The 16941-nt window shown below is 66.7% G+C and carries 16 protein-coding genes; 12 read left to right on the top strand and 4 right to left on the bottom strand.

What is annotated here, in order from left to right; translation table 11 throughout:
• Nucleotides 1–106 precede the first annotated feature (106 nt).
• Nucleotides 107–1975, bottom strand: a complete 1869-nt coding sequence (locus tag HPY67_09335; protein NPV04921.1) for an acyl-CoA dehydrogenase — start codon at nucleotides 1973–1975, stop codon at nucleotides 107–109.
• A gap of 178 nt (nucleotides 1976–2153) precedes the next feature.
• A complete protein-coding gene (locus HPY67_09330; protein NPV04920.1) occupies nucleotides 2154–2795 on the bottom strand; it encodes a TetR/AcrR family transcriptional regulator in 642 nt (213 codons plus the stop codon).
• A gap of 328 nt (nucleotides 2796–3123) precedes the next feature.
• Between HPY67_09330 and HPY67_09325 the strand changes: the two genes are divergently transcribed.
• The 12 genes from HPY67_09325 to HPY67_09270 all read left to right on the top strand — a co-directional run bounded on the left by HPY67_09325 (nucleotide 3124) and on the right by HPY67_09270 (nucleotide 14356).
• Nucleotides 3124–3489, top strand: a complete 366-nt coding sequence (locus HPY67_09325) for a hypothetical protein (GenBank protein ID NPV04919.1) — start codon at nucleotides 3124–3126, stop codon at nucleotides 3487–3489.
• Between the two features lie 2 nt (nucleotides 3490–3491).
• A complete protein-coding gene (locus HPY67_09320; GenBank protein NPV04918.1) occupies nucleotides 3492–3962 on the top strand; it encodes an anti-sigma regulatory factor in 471 nt (156 codons plus the stop codon).
• Between the two features lie 52 nt (nucleotides 3963–4014).
• Nucleotides 4015–4350: a serine kinase gene (locus HPY67_09315; GenBank protein NPV04917.1), complete on the top strand. Its 336-nt coding sequence runs from the start codon at nucleotides 4015–4017 to the stop codon at nucleotides 4348–4350.
• A 126-nt stretch (nucleotides 4351–4476) separates the two neighbouring features.
• Nucleotides 4477–5214 (top strand): PHP domain-containing protein, encoded by a 738-nt coding sequence (locus tag HPY67_09310; GenBank protein ID NPV04916.1) that lies wholly within the window; start codon nucleotides 4477–4479, stop codon nucleotides 5212–5214.
• Nucleotides 5215–5218: 4 nt separating this feature from the next.
• The gene (locus HPY67_09305) at nucleotides 5219–5767 is read left to right on the top strand and encodes an ATP-binding protein (protein ID NPV04915.1); all 549 of its coding nucleotides are present in this window, start codon (nucleotides 5219–5221) and stop codon (nucleotides 5765–5767) included.
• 26 nt (nucleotides 5768–5793) lie between these two features.
• Nucleotides 5794–6288: an NAD(P)H-dependent oxidoreductase subunit E gene (locus tag HPY67_09300; GenBank protein ID NPV04914.1), complete on the top strand. Its 495-nt coding sequence runs from the start codon at nucleotides 5794–5796 to the stop codon at nucleotides 6286–6288.
• Nucleotides 6289–6411: 123 nt separating this feature from the next.
• Entirely contained in the window at nucleotides 6412–6795 is a 384-nt protein-coding gene (locus tag HPY67_09295) for a (2Fe-2S) ferredoxin domain-containing protein (GenBank protein NPV04913.1), read from the top strand.
• 53 nt (nucleotides 6796–6848) lie between these two features.
• The gene (nuoF, locus tag HPY67_09290) at nucleotides 6849–9908 is read left to right on the top strand and encodes an NADH-quinone oxidoreductase subunit NuoF (protein ID NPV04912.1); all 3060 of its coding nucleotides are present in this window, start codon (nucleotides 6849–6851) and stop codon (nucleotides 9906–9908) included.
• Between the two features lie 89 nt (nucleotides 9909–9997).
• Nucleotides 9998–11779: a molybdopterin-dependent oxidoreductase gene (locus tag HPY67_09285; protein NPV04911.1), complete on the top strand. Its 1782-nt coding sequence runs from the start codon at nucleotides 9998–10000 to the stop codon at nucleotides 11777–11779.
• 14 nt (nucleotides 11780–11793) lie between these two features.
• Nucleotides 11794–12339 carry an NADP oxidoreductase gene (locus HPY67_09280; GenBank protein ID NPV04910.1) on the top strand — a complete coding sequence of 182 codons (546 nt, stop codon included), beginning with the start codon at nucleotides 11794–11796 and terminating at the stop codon, nucleotides 12337–12339.
• An 11-nt stretch (nucleotides 12340–12350) separates the two neighbouring features.
• The gene (locus tag HPY67_09275) at nucleotides 12351–13781 is read left to right on the top strand and encodes a Ni/Fe hydrogenase subunit alpha (GenBank protein ID NPV04909.1); all 1431 of its coding nucleotides are present in this window, start codon (nucleotides 12351–12353) and stop codon (nucleotides 13779–13781) included.
• 80 nt (nucleotides 13782–13861) lie between these two features.
• Complete coding sequence (locus HPY67_09270; protein ID NPV04908.1) at nucleotides 13862–14356, top strand: hydrogenase maturation protease; 495 nt, start codon at nucleotides 13862–13864, stop codon at nucleotides 14354–14356.
• A 62-nt stretch (nucleotides 14357–14418) separates the two neighbouring features.
• Here the strand turns inward: HPY67_09270 and HPY67_09265 are convergent, their stop codons facing one another.
• Nucleotides 14419–15294, bottom strand: a complete 876-nt coding sequence (locus HPY67_09265) for an epoxyqueuosine reductase (protein ID NPV04907.1) — start codon at nucleotides 15292–15294, stop codon at nucleotides 14419–14421.
• A 105-nt stretch (nucleotides 15295–15399) separates the two neighbouring features.
• Complete coding sequence (locus HPY67_09260) at nucleotides 15400–16788, bottom strand: MFS transporter (protein NPV04906.1); 1389 nt, start codon at nucleotides 16786–16788, stop codon at nucleotides 15400–15402.
• Between the last annotated feature and the right edge of the window lie 153 nt (nucleotides 16789–16941).

Raw genomic sequence — 16941 nt, 5'->3', positions numbered from 1 at the left:
GGCATCCCCCATGCACGATGCTTGCGCCTCAACCCCATGCCCGACATGTTCCTTGTCTGCAGGATACGGTTCCCTGCCTGTCGCCTTTCGCCTTTTTCTTTCGGCCTCACATCGCAAAGCTCTCGTCGGCGATCTCGATGGGCGTGCGGTCGCCCGCCTTGATCCCCTCGGCCCTGCCCCGCACGGAGGTCAGGACGTTGACGGCGAAGAACTTCGCCGATGCGATCTTGCCCTGGTAGAAGGCCACCTCGGGGTTCGTGTGCACGAGCGCCCGCTGCTTGGCCTTGGAGTTCTTGGCGCCCGCCTCAACGTAGATGGCGTTGAGCCTTCTCTGGGCGATGCCGGCTGCCTGCATGAGCAGGTAGCCCACGGCCACGTCCCCGAAGAGGTTCAGGTAGGGGCTCGCGTAGAGGATCGGGACGAGGAAGCTCGCGCTCTTGCCGAGCTTGAAGAACTGGATCGTGAGGTCCGTCATCGCGTTCTTGGCCTCGGCGAGGTAGTTGACGTAGGCGGACAGCTCGGGGAACTCCTCGCGAAGGCCCGCGATGGCGGCGTCCATCTCCTTGGCGATGGCCAGCAGGTGCATGCCCTTCTTCATGCCGAGCTTGCGGCCCACGAGGTCCAGGGCCTGGATGCCGTTGGTCCCCTCGTAGATCTGGGTGATCTTGCAGTCCCGCATGTACTGCTCCATCGGGTATTCCGAGCAGTAGCCGTAGCCGCCGTAGACGTCGATGCCCATCGAGCAGACATCGAGGGCGCGGTTGGTCACGTAGGCCTTGCAGACGGGGATGAGGAGGTCGGCGCGGCTCGCCCACTGCTGTCTTTCCTCCTTCGTCGGGGCCGCCTCCATCATGTCCTGGCAGAAGCTCGCGTAGTACAGCAGCGCCCGGCACCCCTCGACGTGCGCCTTCATCCACAGCAGCTGGCGCCGGACGTCGGGGTGGCGGATGATGGGGACCTGGGGGGCCGCCGGGTTCTTGAACTCGAAGATCTCCGAGCCCTGGAGCCGCTGCTTGGCGTACTCGACGGCGTGCTCGTAGGCCGCCGTGGCGGTGCCCAGCCCCTGGAGCCCGACCTCGAGGCGCGCCTCGTTCATGAGGTGGAACATGATCTTCATGCCGTCGCGCTCCTTGCCGAGGAGCTCGCCCACGCACTTGCCCTCCTCGCCGAAGATCAGCATCGCCGTCGCCGAGCCCTTGATGCCCATCTTGTGCTCGATGCCGCCCGTCGTGACGTCGTTGGAGGGCCCGAGGCTCCCGTCGGCCTTCACGCGGAACTTGGGCACGATGAAGATCGAGATGCCCCTCGTCCCCGGGGGGTCCCCCTCGATGCGTGCGAGCACCGTGTGGATGTTGTTGGCCGTGAGGTCGTGGTCGCCCGAGGAGATGAAGATCTTCGTGCCCTGGATGCTGTAGGTCCCGTCGGGCAGCCTCCTGGCCGTGGTCTTCAGGGAGCCCACGTCGCTCCCGGCGCCGGGCTCGGTGAGGCACATCGTCCCCCCCCACTCGCCCGTGTACATCCTTTCCATGTACTTCTTCTTCTGCTCCGGCGTGCCGAAGCGGTCGATGAGGCCCGCCGCGCCGTTGGTGAGCCCCGGGTACATGATCAGGGGGTAGTTGGCGGCCTGGAAGAACTCGTAGCAGGCCTGCGCGACGGAGTTGGGCATCCCCTGCCCGCCGGACTCGACGCTGCGCATGCAGTTGAGCCACCCGCCCTCGCAGAACTTCTTGTAGGCGTCGTGGAAGCAGGCCGGCACCTTGACCCTGCCCTTCTCGAACTTGCAGCCCTCCTTGTCGCCCTTGTCATAGGTGGGCAGGAGGACCTCGACGGCCAGCTTCTCGGCCTCGTTGAGCATCATGTCCACCGTCTCCCGGTTGTACTCTGCGTACTTCTCGGTCTCGAAGAGCCTTTCGATCCCGATCTGCTCGTAGAGCACGAACTTCTGATCCCGCGTGTTCACCAGCATGTTGCTCATATCCGTCTCCCCTCTGAAAGGTCGTTCGCGGCAGCCCGTCGGCAGACGGTCCCGGATAAAGAAGACGTTGGGAAGATGAAAAATTGCGAAACACGGACAATCCTGCGGGGTTCCTATGTCCCCGGTGCTCCGGGCTTCATAACTTCCTGACTTCCCAACTTCCGCCTTTCGACGCCGCCTATGGTTTCTGACCGGGGCACAGCCCCGCAATGAATACCTCGAGCCCGCCCCGGACCTGGGCGCGGACCCGTTCTTCCCTCGTGTTCTCTCTGCCCGTGAAGAGGTGCAGCGCGATGATTCCGTTGAGAAGCCCCCAGAGGGCGTTGCGGCAGACCCGGACGTCGCGGCACCCGGTGAACTCCCCGCGTTCGATGCCCATCTGCAGGATCTGCTCGATGATGGCGACGGTCTGGTTGGTCGACCGGACGATCTGATCGTTGATGCTCGGCGTGAAGTTGACGGGGTTGTGCTGGATCATGAAGTTCATGAAGATCCGGAACAGCTCCCGGTCGCTGATGAAAAACGCCGCGTAGACCTCGGCGAAGCTGCGCAGGTTCTCCGCGGCGCTCCTCGACGTGTCGAGAAGGGTGGCGACTCTCTCGTGGAACTTGTCGATGTCCCTGAGCAGAATCTGGGCGTAGATCTCTTCCTTGCTCTTGAAGTAGAGGTAGATGGCCCCCTTGCTCAGCTCGGCGCGCCGGGCGATGCTGTCCACCGTGACGGCCCGGAACCCCTTCTCGAAGAATTCCTTCCTCGCCGCCCGCAGGATGGAGCTGCGCCGCTGCTCCTTCTCCCTCTCTCTCCTTCGCTCGGAACCCAAGGCCTCCCTCCCTGCCGCCCGGCCGGTCCGCATGCCGGGACCGGTGATGAATGACGGTCACTAACTGACTAGTGGTCACTTATACACTCGGCCCTCTCCCCTGTCAAGAGAAATGTTCCCCTTTCCCCCGTTCCGTCCCGCAGGCCGTTTCCGCCGGGGGACACCATCCTCGAAGTGCGGCAATCTTCCTGGTTGACTTCGCGCGCGCCGATGTGCTACCAACCGTCAGGATTGACGACCTTTCCATCGGTTCCGCCCGTCACGGGCATCGGCTCCTGCATGCCGTCCGCGGTACGCATGCCGGTTTGCGAAAGCAGAGGAGGACGCTGTGACCCTGAAAGACGTGAAAGAGATCCTGGAGGCCGATGTCCTCGTCGGAAACGACCAGCTGGATAAGCCTGTCAAGACCGCGTTTGCCGCAGACCTGATGAGCGACGTGCTCGCCTTCGCCAAGCCCGAGGCCATGCTCCTCACCGGGCTGACGAACCCCCAGGTCGTCCGGACGGCGGACATCCTGGACATCACCGCGATCATCATGGTGCGCGGCAAGAAACCGACCGAGGAGACCGTCAAGCTCGCCGAGGAGCTCAAGATCCCCATCCTCTCGACGAAGTACATCCTGTTCGAGACATCCGGCCGCCTGCACGCGCGGGGGATCAAGGGCTGCATCGAGAAGGTCGGCGGCGAGACGTGAACATGGGGGTGACGCTGAATTTCGAGAAGTCCTTCGAGGTGGAGGGCGGAAGCTTCCAGAATGCGGGCAACGTGTCCGGCCAGATCAAGGGCATCCTGAAGGACTTGGGCGTCTCGACGGACATCGTGCGACGGATCGCCATCATCTGCTACGAGTCGGAGATCAACATCGTCTCCTATGCCAAGCGCGGCACCATCACCCTGTCCGTCACCGACGAGGCGGTGAAGATCGAGGCGAAGGACGAAGGCCCCGGGATCCCGGACATCGAGCTCGCCATGCAGGAAGGCTATTCCACCGCATCGCCCGCCGTGCGCGAGATGGGGTTCGGCGCGGGCATGGGGCTGGCGAACATGAAGAAATATTCCGACCACCTGATCATCACCTCCGAGCTGGGCGTGGGCACCAACGTGCGGATGACGGTGATGAATTTCCAGAAGATTCTGCACCCCGATCTGCCGCAGATCACGCTCTGAGGGGGGAAACGCCGAAGGGTTGCGCCCTTGATGACGGCAGGAGAGGACGCTCATGCAGCTTGACGCATTGGTCCGCGAGTTGGGCCTCGAGGTTCGCTGCGCAGGGGAAAAACTCGGGCGGGAGGTCCGCGGCGGGTACGTGGGGGATCTGCTCAGCGATGTCATGGCCAACAGCAAGGAGGGCGACATCTGGATCACGCGCCAGGTGCACCAGAACATCGTGGCCGTGGCCAGCCTCAAGGAACTTGCGGGCATCATCCTGATCCAGGGAAGCGAGCCCGCCCCCGACACGAAGGCAAAGGCCGAAGCGGAGGGGATCCCGATCCTGGTGACGGAGCTGCCGGCCTTCGAGATCGTCGGCAGAATATATCAATTGATCAAGCCGTGAATTTGTAGTAAAGGAACGGTCCGAGCGGGGCCGTTCCTTTTTTTTTCGGGTTCTTGCCGTCAGCGGCCCGCACCGGCCGCGACCGGGAGGGGGGAGAGCGGCAGCAGCCCTTAAGGGGTTCCGCCGATGATCAGGGAGTTCCGCTGTGATTTCCACGTTCACACCTGTCTTTCACCCTGTGCCGACCTCGACATGTACCCCCGGGCCGTCGTATCGATGGCGCTGGCCCGCCGTCTCGACATCATCGCCGTCTGCGACCACAACGCATCCGAAAACGCGCCGTACGTCGTCAAATGCGCCGAAGGCACCGGGCTGACCGTCTTTCCGGGCATGGAGATCACGAGCTGCGAGGAAGTTCACGTCCTGGCGCTCTTTGACAAGCTGGAAAACCTGGGCCCCCTGCAGGACCTCGTCCACCGGCACCTGCCGGGGAAAAACGACGAGGACGCCTTCGGCTGCCAGGCCATCGTCAACGAGCACGACGAGGTGGAGGGGCTCAGCGAGAGGCTGCTCATGGGGGCCACGGAACTGCCGCTCGCGCGGATCGTGGATGCCATCCACGACGCGGGCGGGCTCGCCGTGGCGGCCCACATCAACCGCGAGGCCTTCGGCATCCTCGGGCAGCTCGGGTTCATCCCCGAGGGGCTCCCCCTGGATGCCCTTGAGGTGACCCGCCGGCTGGGGATCGCCGAGGCGAGGCGCCGTCACCCCGAGCTTGCGCGCTTCGCCTTCATCGAGTCCTCCGATGCCCACATCATCACGGACATCGGGACGGGGGTTACGCGCGCGATGCTGAAGGAACCCACGCTGGCGGAGCTGAAGCGGGCCTTCGGAAAGCGCGGCGGCCGGTGCATCCTGGAGTGAGAGAGTGCTCGAGCTGGCGCTGCACATCCTGGACATCGTCGAAAACGCCATCCGCGCCGGCGCGACGCTCGTCCGCATCCTCGTCCGCGAGAGCCGGTCAAAGGACCTCCTCCTGATGCGGATCACGGACAACGGCAGGGGCATGACCCGCGAGGAGCGCGAACGGGCCCTCGACCCCTTCTACACGACGAAAAAGGTCCGGCGCGTGGGCCTCGGGCTGCCCATGCTCGCCGAGGCGGCGCAGAGGACCGGCGGGCGCCTGACCCTTCGATCGAAACCGGGGACGGGGACGGTCGTCGAGGCCACCTTCGGCCTGACCCACATCGACCGGCAGCCCCTGGGCGACATTGCGTCGACCCTGATCGCGCTCATCGTGGGAAACCCGGGGAGCGATTTCATCTACAGGCATGAAACGGACGGCAGGGTTTACCTGCTGGACACGAGGGACATCAAACAAGCGTTGGAGGACGTGCCGCTGGACCACCCCGAGGTCACGGGATTCCTCCGCGGGCACATCGCGGAGGGGCTGCGGGACATCGGGGCGTCGGCATGAAACCCTCCCGAGAGAGGAGAGCATCGATGAAGAACGGCAACAGCGATTTGCTCCGTGAGTTCACCGCCGAGCAGGTGGCGAAGCTCGACGCGATCATCGCCAAGTACAAGGGGAAGCCCGGCGGCCTCATCCCGGTGCTGGAGGAGGCCCAGGTCGTGCTCGACTATCTCCCCGTCCCGGTTCAGCGGAGGATCGCCGAGGGTCTGCATCTGCCGCTGGCGCAGGTCTACGGCGTCGTGACGTTCTATTCCTTCTTCACGATGAAGCCCCGGGGCCGGCACACGGTGCGCGTCTGCCTGGGCACGGCCTGCTACGTCCGCGGCGGAAAAGCCATCGCGGAGAGCATCGTGAAGGAGTACAGCGTCCAGGAGGGCGAGACGACGGCCGACAGGCGGTTCACCTACGAGACGGTCCGATGTCTGGGGGCCTGCGGGCTCGCCCCGGTCATCGTGATCGACGAGAACGTCCACGGCCGGATCAAGACCCAGAAGCTCAAGTCGGTGCTGGACGACTACCAATAAATGACGGGCAAACGGCGGAAGGCGGAAGGCGCGAGGCCGGAGGAAGAAAGCACAATCCCTTGTCCGCCCATATCCTTTCAGCCCTTCGCCCGCAGCCCTGAGCCATCCAAACGAGGTTGCGCCATGACGAAGCTGAAAATCGAGGATCTCAAGAAGATCAAGGAGAAGGTCCATTCCCAGACGGCCCTCCGCGAGGGCGGGCATCGGGCCAAGGTGACCGTCCACATGGGGACCTGCGGCATCGCCTCGGGCGCCCGCGAGGTGCTCAACGCCCTGATGCGCGAGATCGAGGAGAGCGCCGTGACGGACGTCATCGTGACCACCTCGGGCTGCATGGGACTCTGCAGCCGCGAGCCCCTCGTCACCGTCGAACTCCTGGGCAGGGAGCCCATCAAGTACGAGAAGATGGACGAAAAGAAGATGCGCCAGGTGTTCAAGCGCCACGTCATGGAGGGCGAGATCCAGACGCCCTTCGTGCTCGCCAAGGGGGCCGAGGTCGTCCGCTAGGAGAGAGGCATTCACCATTCCCTGCCGAGAATGAGAGGGGAGGAGCAAATCCGATGAAAGTGTTTCGTTCGCATCTGCTGGTCTGCGGGGGCACCGGCTGCCACGCTTCCGGAAGCATCGCGGTCAAGAAGGCCCTCATCGAGGAGATCAACAAGCGGGGCCTTGCAGAGGAGCTCAAGGTCGTCGAGACGGGCTGCAACGGCTTCTGCGCCATGGGGCCCATCATGGTCGTCTACCCCGAAGGCATCATCTACATGGGCATCCAGCCGGCCGACGTCCCCGTGCTCGTGGAAGAGCACTTCATCAAGGGGCGCCCCGTCGAGCGGCTCTTCTACCGGGAGCCGGGCAAGGAAGACCGGATCCCCTCCATGCAGGAAATCCCCTTCTTCGCCCTGCAGGATCTCCGGGTGCTGCGCAACCGCGGCCTCATCGACCCCGAGAACATCGAGGAGTACATCGCCCGCGACGGCTACGCCGGGATGGCCAAGGCGCTCACGGAGATGACGCCGGACCAGATCGTCCAGGAAGTCCTCAAGTCGGGCCTGCGCGGGCGCGGCGGCGCCGGGTTCCCCACGGGGCTCAAGTGGCAGTTCGCCCAGCGCTCCCCCGGCGACGTGAAGTACGTGCTCTGCAACGCCGACGAGGGCGACCCGGGGGCCTTCATGGACCGCAGCGTGCTGGAGGCGGACCCCCACGCGGTGCTCGAGGGCATGGTGATCGCCGCCAAGGCGATCGGGTCGAAGAAGGGCTACATCTACTGCCGCGCCGAGTACCCGCTGGCGATCCACCGCCTCAACGTGGCCATCGGCCAGGCCCGCGAGATGGGCCTGCTGGGTGAGGACATCCTGGGCACGGGCTTCGACTTCGACATCGAGATCTACCAGGGCGCGGGCGCCTTCGTCTGCGGCGAGGAGACGGCGCTGATGACCTCCATCGAGGGCAAGCGCGGCATGCCGCGGCCCCGGCCCCCCTTCCCCGCCGTGGCGGGCCTCTGGGCCAAGCCCAGCGTCCTGAACAACGTCGAGACGCTCGCCAACATCGGCCAGATCATCCTGCGCGGGGGCGAGTGGTACGCCAGCGTGGGCACCGAGAAGTCCAAGGGTACGAAGGTCTTCGCGCTGACGGGCGACGTCAACAACGTGGGCCTCGTGGAAGTCCCCATGGGCACGACCCTCGGGACCATCGTCTACGACATCGGCGGCGGCATCCCCGGCGGCAAGAAGTTCAAGGCCGCCCAGCTGGGCGGCCCCTCCGGCGGCTGCATCCCCGTGCAGCACCTCAACGCGCCCGTCGACTACGAGAAGGTCACCGAGCTGGGGGCCATCATGGGCTCGGGCGGCCTCATCGTCATGAACGAGGACAAGTGCGCCGTCGACATGGCCCGCTTCTTCATGGACTTCTGTCAGGACGAATCCTGCGGGAAGTGCATCCCCTGCCGGGAGGGCACGAAGCGGATGCTCGAGATCCTGACCAACATCTGCAAGGGAAAGGGCAAGGAGGGCGACATCGAGCTGCTCGAGTCGATGGCCAGCGTCATCAAGGACGCCTCCCTGTGCGGCCTCGGGCAGACCGCCCCGAACCCGGTGCTGTCGACGATCCGGTACTTCCGCGACGAGTACGTCGAGCACATCCGCGACAAGAAATGCCGCGCCGCCGTCTGCTCGGCCCTCTTCAAGTCGCCCTGCCAGCACACCTGCCCGATCGGCATGGACATCCCGGCCTACACGGCCCTCATCCGGGACGACCGCCTGGCTGACGCCTACAAGGTCATGCTCAAGACCAACCCCTTCCCGTCGGTCTGCGGCCGGGTCTGCGACCACCAGTGCATGTCCAAGTGCCGCAGGGGCCTCCTCGATGAGCCGGTCTCCATCAAGTTCCTGAAGCGCTACATCACCGACAACGCGCCGAGGCCCGAGGTCAAGCCCGTCCCGCTGACCCGGAAGGAGCGGATCGCCGTCATCGGCGCGGGGCCCGCGGGGCTCACCTGCGCCAGGGACCTGGCGCTGCGCGGCTACCGCGTCACGGTCTTCGAGGAGCTGCCCACGCCCGGCGGCATGCTGAGCTGGGGCATCCCCCCGTACCGCCTGCCCAGGCAGATCCTCGAGAGGGAGATCGACGACATCCGCAAGCTCGGCGTCGAGATCAAGTGCGGCATCCGCGTGGGGCGCGAGATGCCCTGGGACGCCGTCAACCGGGACTTCGACATGGTGTACCTCGCGCCCGGCGCCCACAAGAGCCAGCGCTTGGGCGTCGAGGGCGAGGACCTCAAGGGCGTTTGGGGCGGCGTCGAGTTCCTGCGCGACTTCAACATGGACGAGTCGGCCTGGACGAGCGGGAGGAAATCGCTCGGCTCCAAGGTGGCCGTCATCGGCGGCGGCAACTCCGCCATCGACGCGGCACGGACGGCCCTGCGCCTGGGGGCCGAGGTGACGATCCTGTACCGGCGCCTGCGCGAGGACATGCCCGCCGCCGAGGAGGAGATCGTGGCGGCCGAGCACGAGGGCATCAAGATCGAGTACCTCGTCGCGCCCCTGCGCATCGTCGGCACCGGCGGAAAGGTCAGCGGGATCGAGTGCCAGAGGCAGAAGCTGGGCGACTTCGATTCCAGCGGCCGCAAGCGGCCCGTTCCCGTCAAGGGCTCCGAGTTCACCCTGGCGGTGGACACCGTCATCGCCGCCATCGGCCAGACGCCGGACCTCTCCTTCGTGCCGAAGGACAGCGGCGTGTCGGTGAACAAGTGGTCCTGCTTCGACACGGCCGTCAACGGCTTCCGCACCGGGACGACGAACCCGAAGTTCTTCGCCGGCGGCGACGCCGTCACGGGGCCCAGCACGGTCATCAAGGCCATCGCCGCGGGGCACGCGGCGGCCGAGGACATCGACGCCGCCATCCGGAAGAGAAACGGCGAGCCCGCCTGGGTGCCTCCGCCCGAGGAAGAGATCCACATCCCCTTCGTCATCGACGAGGACACCGAGGAGTGCCCGATGGCCCGCATGCCGGAGCTGGAGGCCTCGTACCGGAGGGCGAACTTCCAGGAGGTCGAGCTGGGGTACACGAAAGAGGCCGCGAAGAAGGAGTCGACCCGCTGCCTGCGCTGTGACGTGGAGCTCTGACCAAGCACATCGACACCGGGCAGGCCCCCGGCGTGCATCGCAGCCCCCGGTGCCTTGCGACAGCCTTTGAGAAAAAGGAGAGGCGAGAGATGGCAAAGATACGAGTGATCATCAATGGCCGCGAGGTGCTGGCGCCGCTGGGCGCCACGGTCCTCGAGGCCGCCAGTCAGGCCGGCATCGACATCCCGACGCTCTGTCATCACCGGGCGCTGCAGCCGATCGGGGCTTGCCGGATCTGCGTCGTCGAAGTCAAGGGACAGCGCAACCTGCAGGCGGCCTGCGCGTTCCCGATTTCGGAGGGCATGGAGATCGAGACGGAGTCCCCCCGCGTGGTGGCCGCCCGGAAGCTCATCCTCGACATGCTGTTCTCCGAGCGCAACCACTACTGCCCGTTCTGCGAGACGAGCGGCGACTGCGAGCTGCAGAACCTCGGCTACCGCTACGGGATCGACCACTGGGTCTACCCGACCTACACCCAGCCGTTCCCCGTGGACGCCACGCGCAAGTACTTCATCATGGATCAGAACCGCTGCGTGCTCTGCCAGCGCTGCGCGAGGGCATGCGGCGATCTCGTGGCCAACCACACCCTCGGGCTCAGGCAGCGGGGGGCGGAGTCGATGATCCACGCCGACGCCAACGTGCCCTTCGGCGAATCGACCTGCATCTCCTGCGGCACCTGCCTGCAGGTCTGCCCCACGGGCGCCCTCATCGACCGGCGGAGTTCCTTCATGGGACGCGGCGACCAGACGGAGCGCGTCCGGAGCGTCTGCAACCGATGCAGCGTCGGCTGCGGCACGCGGATCGTGACGCGGGCCGGCAACGTCCTGCGCATCGAGGGGGATTGGGACTGCGCCGTCAGCGGCGGCCTGCTCTGCAAGGCCGGCCGTTTCGACCCGCTCTACGAGGAGCGCAGGCGGATCACCCAGCCCCTGATCCGGAGGAAGGGGAAGCTCGAGCCCGCCGGCTGGGGCGACGCCCTCAAGACCGTCGCCAGGCAGCTCGAGGACGCCGAGGCCAAGGAAATCGCCCTGCTCGTCTCGGGCGACGCGACCAACGAGGCCCTCTACCTCGCAGGCCGGATCTTCCTCAAGGAGCTGAAGGCGAAGAACGTGGGCCTGCTCTCCGGCGCCGCGCCCGACTGGATCGGCAAGAAGCCGGGCACCTTCGGGGAACTCGTCGGCAGCGGCATGATCCTGCTCGTCGGGGCCGACCCCGCCAAGGACCAGCCCGTCGCCTCGTTCCGCATCAAGCGGCTCGTCGACAAGGGGATGCGCCTCATCGTCGTCGACGACAACGACAACGGGCTTGCCCCGTACGCGGAGGTGACCCTGGGCCTCGCCGACATCGCGAAAGCCGTCGAGATGGCCGACGACGCCGAGAATGTGACCGTGTTCTTCGGGACCGGACTGACCGAGAAGGCGGCCAAGACCCTCAAGAAGCTCGGGAAGAAGGCCCGTTTCCTGGCCCTGGAGCCCGGCGTGAACACGCGGGGCGCCCTGGCCTTCGGGATCCACAACGGCTTCAAGCCTCAGGCCGCCAAGGTGCTCTACGCGATGATGGGGGAGCAGGACATGAGCGGCGACGTCCTCGAGCGGATCGGCAAGAGCACCTTCGTCGTCGCGCAGGCCAGCTACGCCTCGCCGCTCACCGAGCGGGCCGACGTGGTCTTGCCCTCGGCCGTCTGGTGCGAGCGCGAGGGGACCCTCATCAACATGGAGGGGGTTGTCCTGAAGGCCGAGCGGGCCGTGGAGCCCGAAGGCGAGGCCCTGGCGGACTGGGAAATCCTCTCCCAGCTGGCCGACAGGCTGGGGAAGAAACTCGGCGCATCCTTCAAGGAAATATCGGCCCGCGCCGCAAAGGAACTGAAGTGAAAGGAGACCCTTCCATGTCGAAAATCACGATCGCCACGGACTGGCTGGCCGGCTGCGCCGGGTGCCACATGTCCTTTCTCGACATCGACGACCGCATCCTGCAGCTGCTGGAGAAGGCCGAATTCACCTCGAGCCCGGTGACGGACCTGAAGCACCCGCCCAAGGAAGGCGTCACCGTGGGCATCCTCGAGGGGGCCATCTGCAACTCCCACAACGTGGAGGTGGCCAAGCAGATGCGCGAGCGCTGCCAGATCCTCATCGCCATCGGCGACTGCGCCACCTTCGGCGGCGTGCCGGCCATGCGCAACCTCTGCGGCACGAAGGAGGCCCTCAAGCGGGCCTATCTCGAGGCGGAAAGCAACGTGGGCGGCCTCATCCCCGACTCCCCGGAGCTCGGCACGCCGCTGGACGAGGTCGTGGGCGTCGACAAGGTGGTGAAGGTCGACCTGTTCATCCCCGGGTGCCCGCCGAGCGCCGACGCGCTGTTCTACGCGCTCTCGGAGCTGCTCGCCGGTCGCACGCCCGTCGTCCTGCCCCCGAAATACTTCAAATACGACTAGGAGTACAACCCATGAACGCTCGGAAGATAACCATCGAACCCGTGACCCGGATCGAGGGACACGGGCGTGTGACGATCCACCTCAACGAGCAGGGCGACGTCGACCAGACCTTCTTCCACGTCGACGAGTTCCGGGGGCTGGAAAAGTTCACCGAGGGCCGCCCCTACCTCGAAATGCCGCAGATCACCCAGCGCATCTGCGGCATCTGCCCGGTGAGCCACCACCTGGCGGCCGCGAAGGCCTGCGACGGGGTGGCCCGGGTGGAGCCCCCCCGCCCGGCGAAGCTGCTGCGCGAGCTGATCCACATGGGGCAGATCATCCAGTCGCACGGGATGCACTTCTTCCACCTGGCCGCTCCCGATCTGATTCTGGGGTTCGACGCCGACCCGAAGGACCGCAACGTCTTCGGCATCATCAAGGCGAACCCCGAGCTCGCGGTGAAGGCCGTGCACCTGCGCCGGTACGGCCAGCAGATCATCCAGCGCCTGGGGGGCGGCAAGCGCGTCCACCCCAACCTCTGCGTCCCGGGAGGGGTCAACGCCCCCCTGACGGTCGCGGACCGCGATGCCATCGCCTCCGAGCTCGGCGAGATGACCGGGATCGGCAAGGTGGCCCTGGGCATCGCGCGGGGATGGCTGGAGCAGAACAAGGCCCTGGCCGACACCTTCGCGGCGTTCCCGTCCAACTACATGGGCCTCGTCGACGAGGAAGGCGGCCTTCAGCTCTACGACGGCGAGATCCGCGTGAAGAGCGCCGAAGGCAGGTTCCTGGCCCAGTTCAAGGCGGACGCCTACCTCTCCCACATCGGGGAGCACGTGGAGCCCTGGTCGTTCCTCAAGCACCCCTACTACCGCAAGCAGGGCTTCCCGCAGGGGTTCTACCGCGTGGGCCCCCTGGGGCGCATGAACGTGATCGACAAGATCGGCACCCCCCTGGCCGACGAGGCCTTCCGGCAGTTCAGGACGGTCAACGGCGGCAAGCCCGTCGAGGGGTCCCTGTACTACCACTACGCCCGGATGATCGAGCTGGTCTACGCGCTCGAGCGCACGGGGCAGCTGCTGGACGACCCGGACATCCTGTCCCGGGACGTCCGCGCGTATCCCAAGGACCAGCTGCCCGGCCAGGGCGTGGGCGTCATCGAGGCCCCCCGGGGAACGCTCATCCACGACTACAGCACCGACGAGAACGGCATCCTGACCCGGGTGAACCTGATCGTGGCCACGGGCAACAACAACTGGGCCATGCACACGGCAGCGGGCGCGGTGGCGAAGGCCTTCGTGAACGGCAACAGGCTCAGCGAGGGCATGCTCAACCGCGTCGAGGCGGCCATCCGCTGCTACGACCCGTGCCTGTCCTGCGCCACCCACGCCATCGGCAAGATGCCCCTGGAGGTGACCCTGGTGGCCGCGGACGGGACCGTGCTGGACCGCATCTCGCGCTGAGGCCGCGGCGGAGGGGACGAAGGCGGGCGGGCGCAGGGCGCCCGCCCGCTTCTGCATTCCCGCGGGCCGGGGAAAATCCCATGGACCGGACATTGGTGATCGGCTTCGGCAACCTCGACCGCGCCGACGACGGCGTGGCCTTTCACGTGGTCAACGCCTTCCGGCGGCGCCTGGGGCAGGCCGCCCTCGCGGAGGACGACACGGGCCTCGAGCGGCTCGGCCTCTCGGTGGACTCCGTCTTCATCGGCCAGCTCGTGCCGGAGATGATGGACCTGCTCGAGGGCTACGGCCGCGTCCTCTTCGTGGACGCCCACGTGGACCCCGCGCTGGGCGACGTGTACTGCGCGCCCGTCTCGGCGGAGGATGCCGGCCTCACCTTCACCCACCACATGAGCCCGTCCACGCTGCTGGCCTTCTACAAGGCCATCCACGGCCGCGACCTCGAGGGGCACCTCGTCTCGGTCCGCGGCCGCGACTTCGACTTCCGCCGGTCCCTCTCGCCGGAGACCCTCGCCCTTGTAGAACCCGCCGTCGAGCGGCTGGCGGCCCTGGTACGCCCCGGCGTGCCCTCCTGAACAGGACGCGCGTCGCCGGTCCCCCGGATCGGCCCCCTCTCCCTGTCACGGCCGCCGGCCCTTCAGCCGCCGTCCTCCGCGGCGGGGATTCGCGACTCGCAGGGGACCGCCGTCTGGCAGAGGCCGCAGGCGTAGCCCGCGAACCCGTAGCGCTCGGCGATGACCGCCTTGCACGTCTCGTGGACATGCCTCGAGCAGAGGATCTTGTCGTGCCCCCTCTCCGAGAGGGCCCCCACGGGACACCGCGCCGCGCACTTCCTGCAGGTCCCGCGGCTGAACCACAGGCACCAGTCCCGGTGCCCCCTGTAGGGCCGGGGCGTGGGCTGGACCTCGATCTCGGCGATGACGGACCCCGCGCGCATGGCCTTCCCCCGCGGGGTGATGAGGCCGTCGGAGAGCCCGAAGGTCCCCAGCCCCGACACGAAGGCCGCGTGGCGCTCGGACCAGGTCGAGGCGAACGTGAACCTCTCCGAGGGCATGCGGGAAAACCCGGGCAGCAGCACCGGCGCCGCGGCCCGGATGCCCGCCTTCCCCAGCTCCGCCACGACGTGCCTGCGGAGCTTCTCATTGACCGCCTCCCCGTAGAACCGGGCCCGCGCCCAGCTCTCGGGCGGGTAGGTCGTTTCCCTTCTCGTCTCCATCTTCGTCTTCTTCATCTGGGGCAGCACCCAGCTGACCACCGTGAGCCTCTCCGGCCCCGCGCCGCCGCCCGGAAAGGCCTGCGCGAAGGCCTCCGCCGGGGTCCAGTGGAAGGGGCCCACGTGCTCCTTGAAGGATTCCCAGTACGGGTCGTCGCCGCGGGAGAACCCGACGAGCGGGTCGTCCCAGGCCCGGTCGCCTGCCTCGTTCCCCAGCGTGTTCTCCGGCGAGGTATTGACCCAGTCCCGGATCAGCGCGGTGATCCACTCCGCCCGCCCCTTCGATCTGTCATACGCCATATCATCCTCCAGACCAGGGACGTTGTTTACTAATTGGAATAACTCGGTTCGGGGGTTGTGGTGTTGCGCTGAGTTATTCTAATTAGTAAACAACGTCCCCCGCTATCAATCCAGTTTTTCGCTTGCGCGGTCGTCCAGCAGCGCAAGGGCCGCAAGGCTGATGAGGGCCGCCAGGATGAACCACCAGGCGACCGCCAGCCGGTCGCCCGTCAGCGCAACCAGCACCGTGCCCACCATCGGGGTCAGGCTTCCGAACACCGTGACGCCCACGCTGTAGACGATCGCGAGCCCCGTGGTCCGGACCGGCGTGGGAAAGAGCGAGGCCCCGACGGCGTAGGCCGGCACTGCGTAGACGACCAGCAGCAGCCCCAGGACGAACTGCACGAGGACCAGGGAGAGCTCGCCCGGCCACCGGTTGAGGACCCAGAAGGAGGGGTAGGCGGCGATCAGCATCCCGAGCGCGGCCGCCGTCATCAGCGGCTTCCGGCCCGCCCGGTCGCACCAGGCGCCGACCAGGGGGGCGAGGCTCAGGGCGCAGCCGAAGACGAGCAGCCCGATGTAGGCGCTCGAGAGCCTCATCTTGAGCTCGCGGATGAGGTAGGTCGGCATGTAGTTGGCCAGGTGGTTGCAGACGGCGCCCACGGCGACCAGTGCGATGCCGAGCAGCAGCGGCCGCAGGTGCCCCCGGAACAGGTCGCGCACCGGCGTGGACGCCCGGGCGGGGCTCCGCCTCCGGTATCGGTCGAACAGCGGCGTCTCGTCGAGTTTCCAGCGGATGTAGAACCCCACCGGGGCGATCGAGAGGCCGAAGACAAAGGGCAGCCGCCAGCCGAACGCCTGGACCTGCTCGGGCGTGAGCAGGTTGGTCACGAGGTGCCCCGACAGGCCCGCCAGGAGAAACGCCCCGGCCTGGCCCGCCTGCTGCCAGGACACATAGCGGCCCCTGCTGCCCGCGGGGGCATGCTCGATCAGGAAGGCCACGGCGCCGCCGATCTCGCCGCCGGCCGAAAGCCCCTGGAGCAGCCGGGCCAGGACGATCAGCACGGGCGCGGCCGCCCCGATCGTCGCATAGCCCGGCGTGAAGGCGATGATGGCGGTCCCCAGCGCCATCAGGAGGATCGTCAGGCTCAGGGCCGCCCGGCGGCCTGCGCGGTCGCCGTAGCTCCCCAGCACCAGGGCCCCCACCGGCCGCATGACGAACCCGGCGGCAAAGGTCGCGAAAACGGCCAGCAGGGAGGCCAGCTCGCTTTCGGCGGGGAAGAATTCCCTTGCGATGAAGACGGCAAACAGGGCATAGGCGCTGAAGTCGAGCCACTCGAGGGCGTTGCCGATGGTGGTGGCGATGATGAGCCGGGCTGAGGCCCCCGGGGCATCGGGCGGGCCCGGCCGGTTCTTTTCGTCGCTCAATGCTCGTGCTCCCTTCGAAGCAGGGGGTGTGGCCGGAAACACCCCTGGCAGCAGGGGCGAAGGCCGCTGCCCGGATTGTACAGGCATACACGGCGCAGGTCCATGGTTTTGAGCCGGACAGGGGAAAAAAGTGGGGCAGGGTGTGCCGCCCTGCCCCGAAGGAGATGAAAGGAGGTGGTTGGGTTGACCTGATGTCAAGCAAGTTCCGTGCCTCATGCCGGCCCGGTTGCTTCTTGACTT

It is taken from the genome of Syntrophaceae bacterium, from assembly GCA_013177795.1.
Classification (GTDB): domain Bacteria; phylum Desulfobacterota; class Syntrophia; order Syntrophales; family UBA2192; genus UBA2192.
Note: the sequence above shows the minus strand (reverse complement) of the source record. Positions and strands in the feature narration are given on the sequence as shown.

Bases quoted from the DNA above. Each gene is read 5' to 3' on its own strand.
- HPY67_09335 (NPV04921.1), bottom strand. From the start codon at position 1,975: ATGAGCAACATGCTGGTGAACACGCGGGATCAGAAGTTCGTGCTCTAC.
- HPY67_09320 (NPV04918.1), top strand. From the start codon at position 3,492: ATGGGGGTGACGCTGAATTTCGAGAAGTCCTTCGAGGTGGAGGGCGGA.
- HPY67_09315 (NPV04917.1), top strand. From the start codon at position 4,015: ATGCAGCTTGACGCATTGGTCCGCGAGTTGGGCCTCGAGGTTCGCTGC.
- HPY67_09310 (NPV04916.1), top strand. From the start codon at position 4,477: ATGATCAGGGAGTTCCGCTGTGATTTCCACGTTCACACCTGTCTTTCA.
- HPY67_09300 (NPV04914.1), top strand. From the start codon at position 5,794: ATGAAGAACGGCAACAGCGATTTGCTCCGTGAGTTCACCGCCGAGCAG.
- HPY67_09295 (NPV04913.1), top strand. From the start codon at position 6,412: ATGACGAAGCTGAAAATCGAGGATCTCAAGAAGATCAAGGAGAAGGTC.
- nuoF (NPV04912.1), top strand. From the start codon at position 6,849: ATGAAAGTGTTTCGTTCGCATCTGCTGGTCTGCGGGGGCACCGGCTGC.
- HPY67_09285 (NPV04911.1), top strand. From the start codon at position 9,998: ATGGCAAAGATACGAGTGATCATCAATGGCCGCGAGGTGCTGGCGCCG.
- HPY67_09280 (NPV04910.1), top strand. From the start codon at position 11,794: ATGTCGAAAATCACGATCGCCACGGACTGGCTGGCCGGCTGCGCCGGG.
- HPY67_09275 (NPV04909.1), top strand. From the start codon at position 12,351: ATGAACGCTCGGAAGATAACCATCGAACCCGTGACCCGGATCGAGGGA.
- HPY67_09270 (NPV04908.1), top strand. From the start codon at position 13,862: ATGGACCGGACATTGGTGATCGGCTTCGGCAACCTCGACCGCGCCGAC.
- HPY67_09265 (NPV04907.1), bottom strand. From the start codon at position 15,294: ATGGCGTATGACAGATCGAAGGGGCGGGCGGAGTGGATCACCGCGCTG.
- HPY67_09260 (NPV04906.1), bottom strand. From the start codon at position 16,788: ATGCCTGTACAATCCGGGCAGCGGCCTTCGCCCCTGCTGCCAGGGGTG.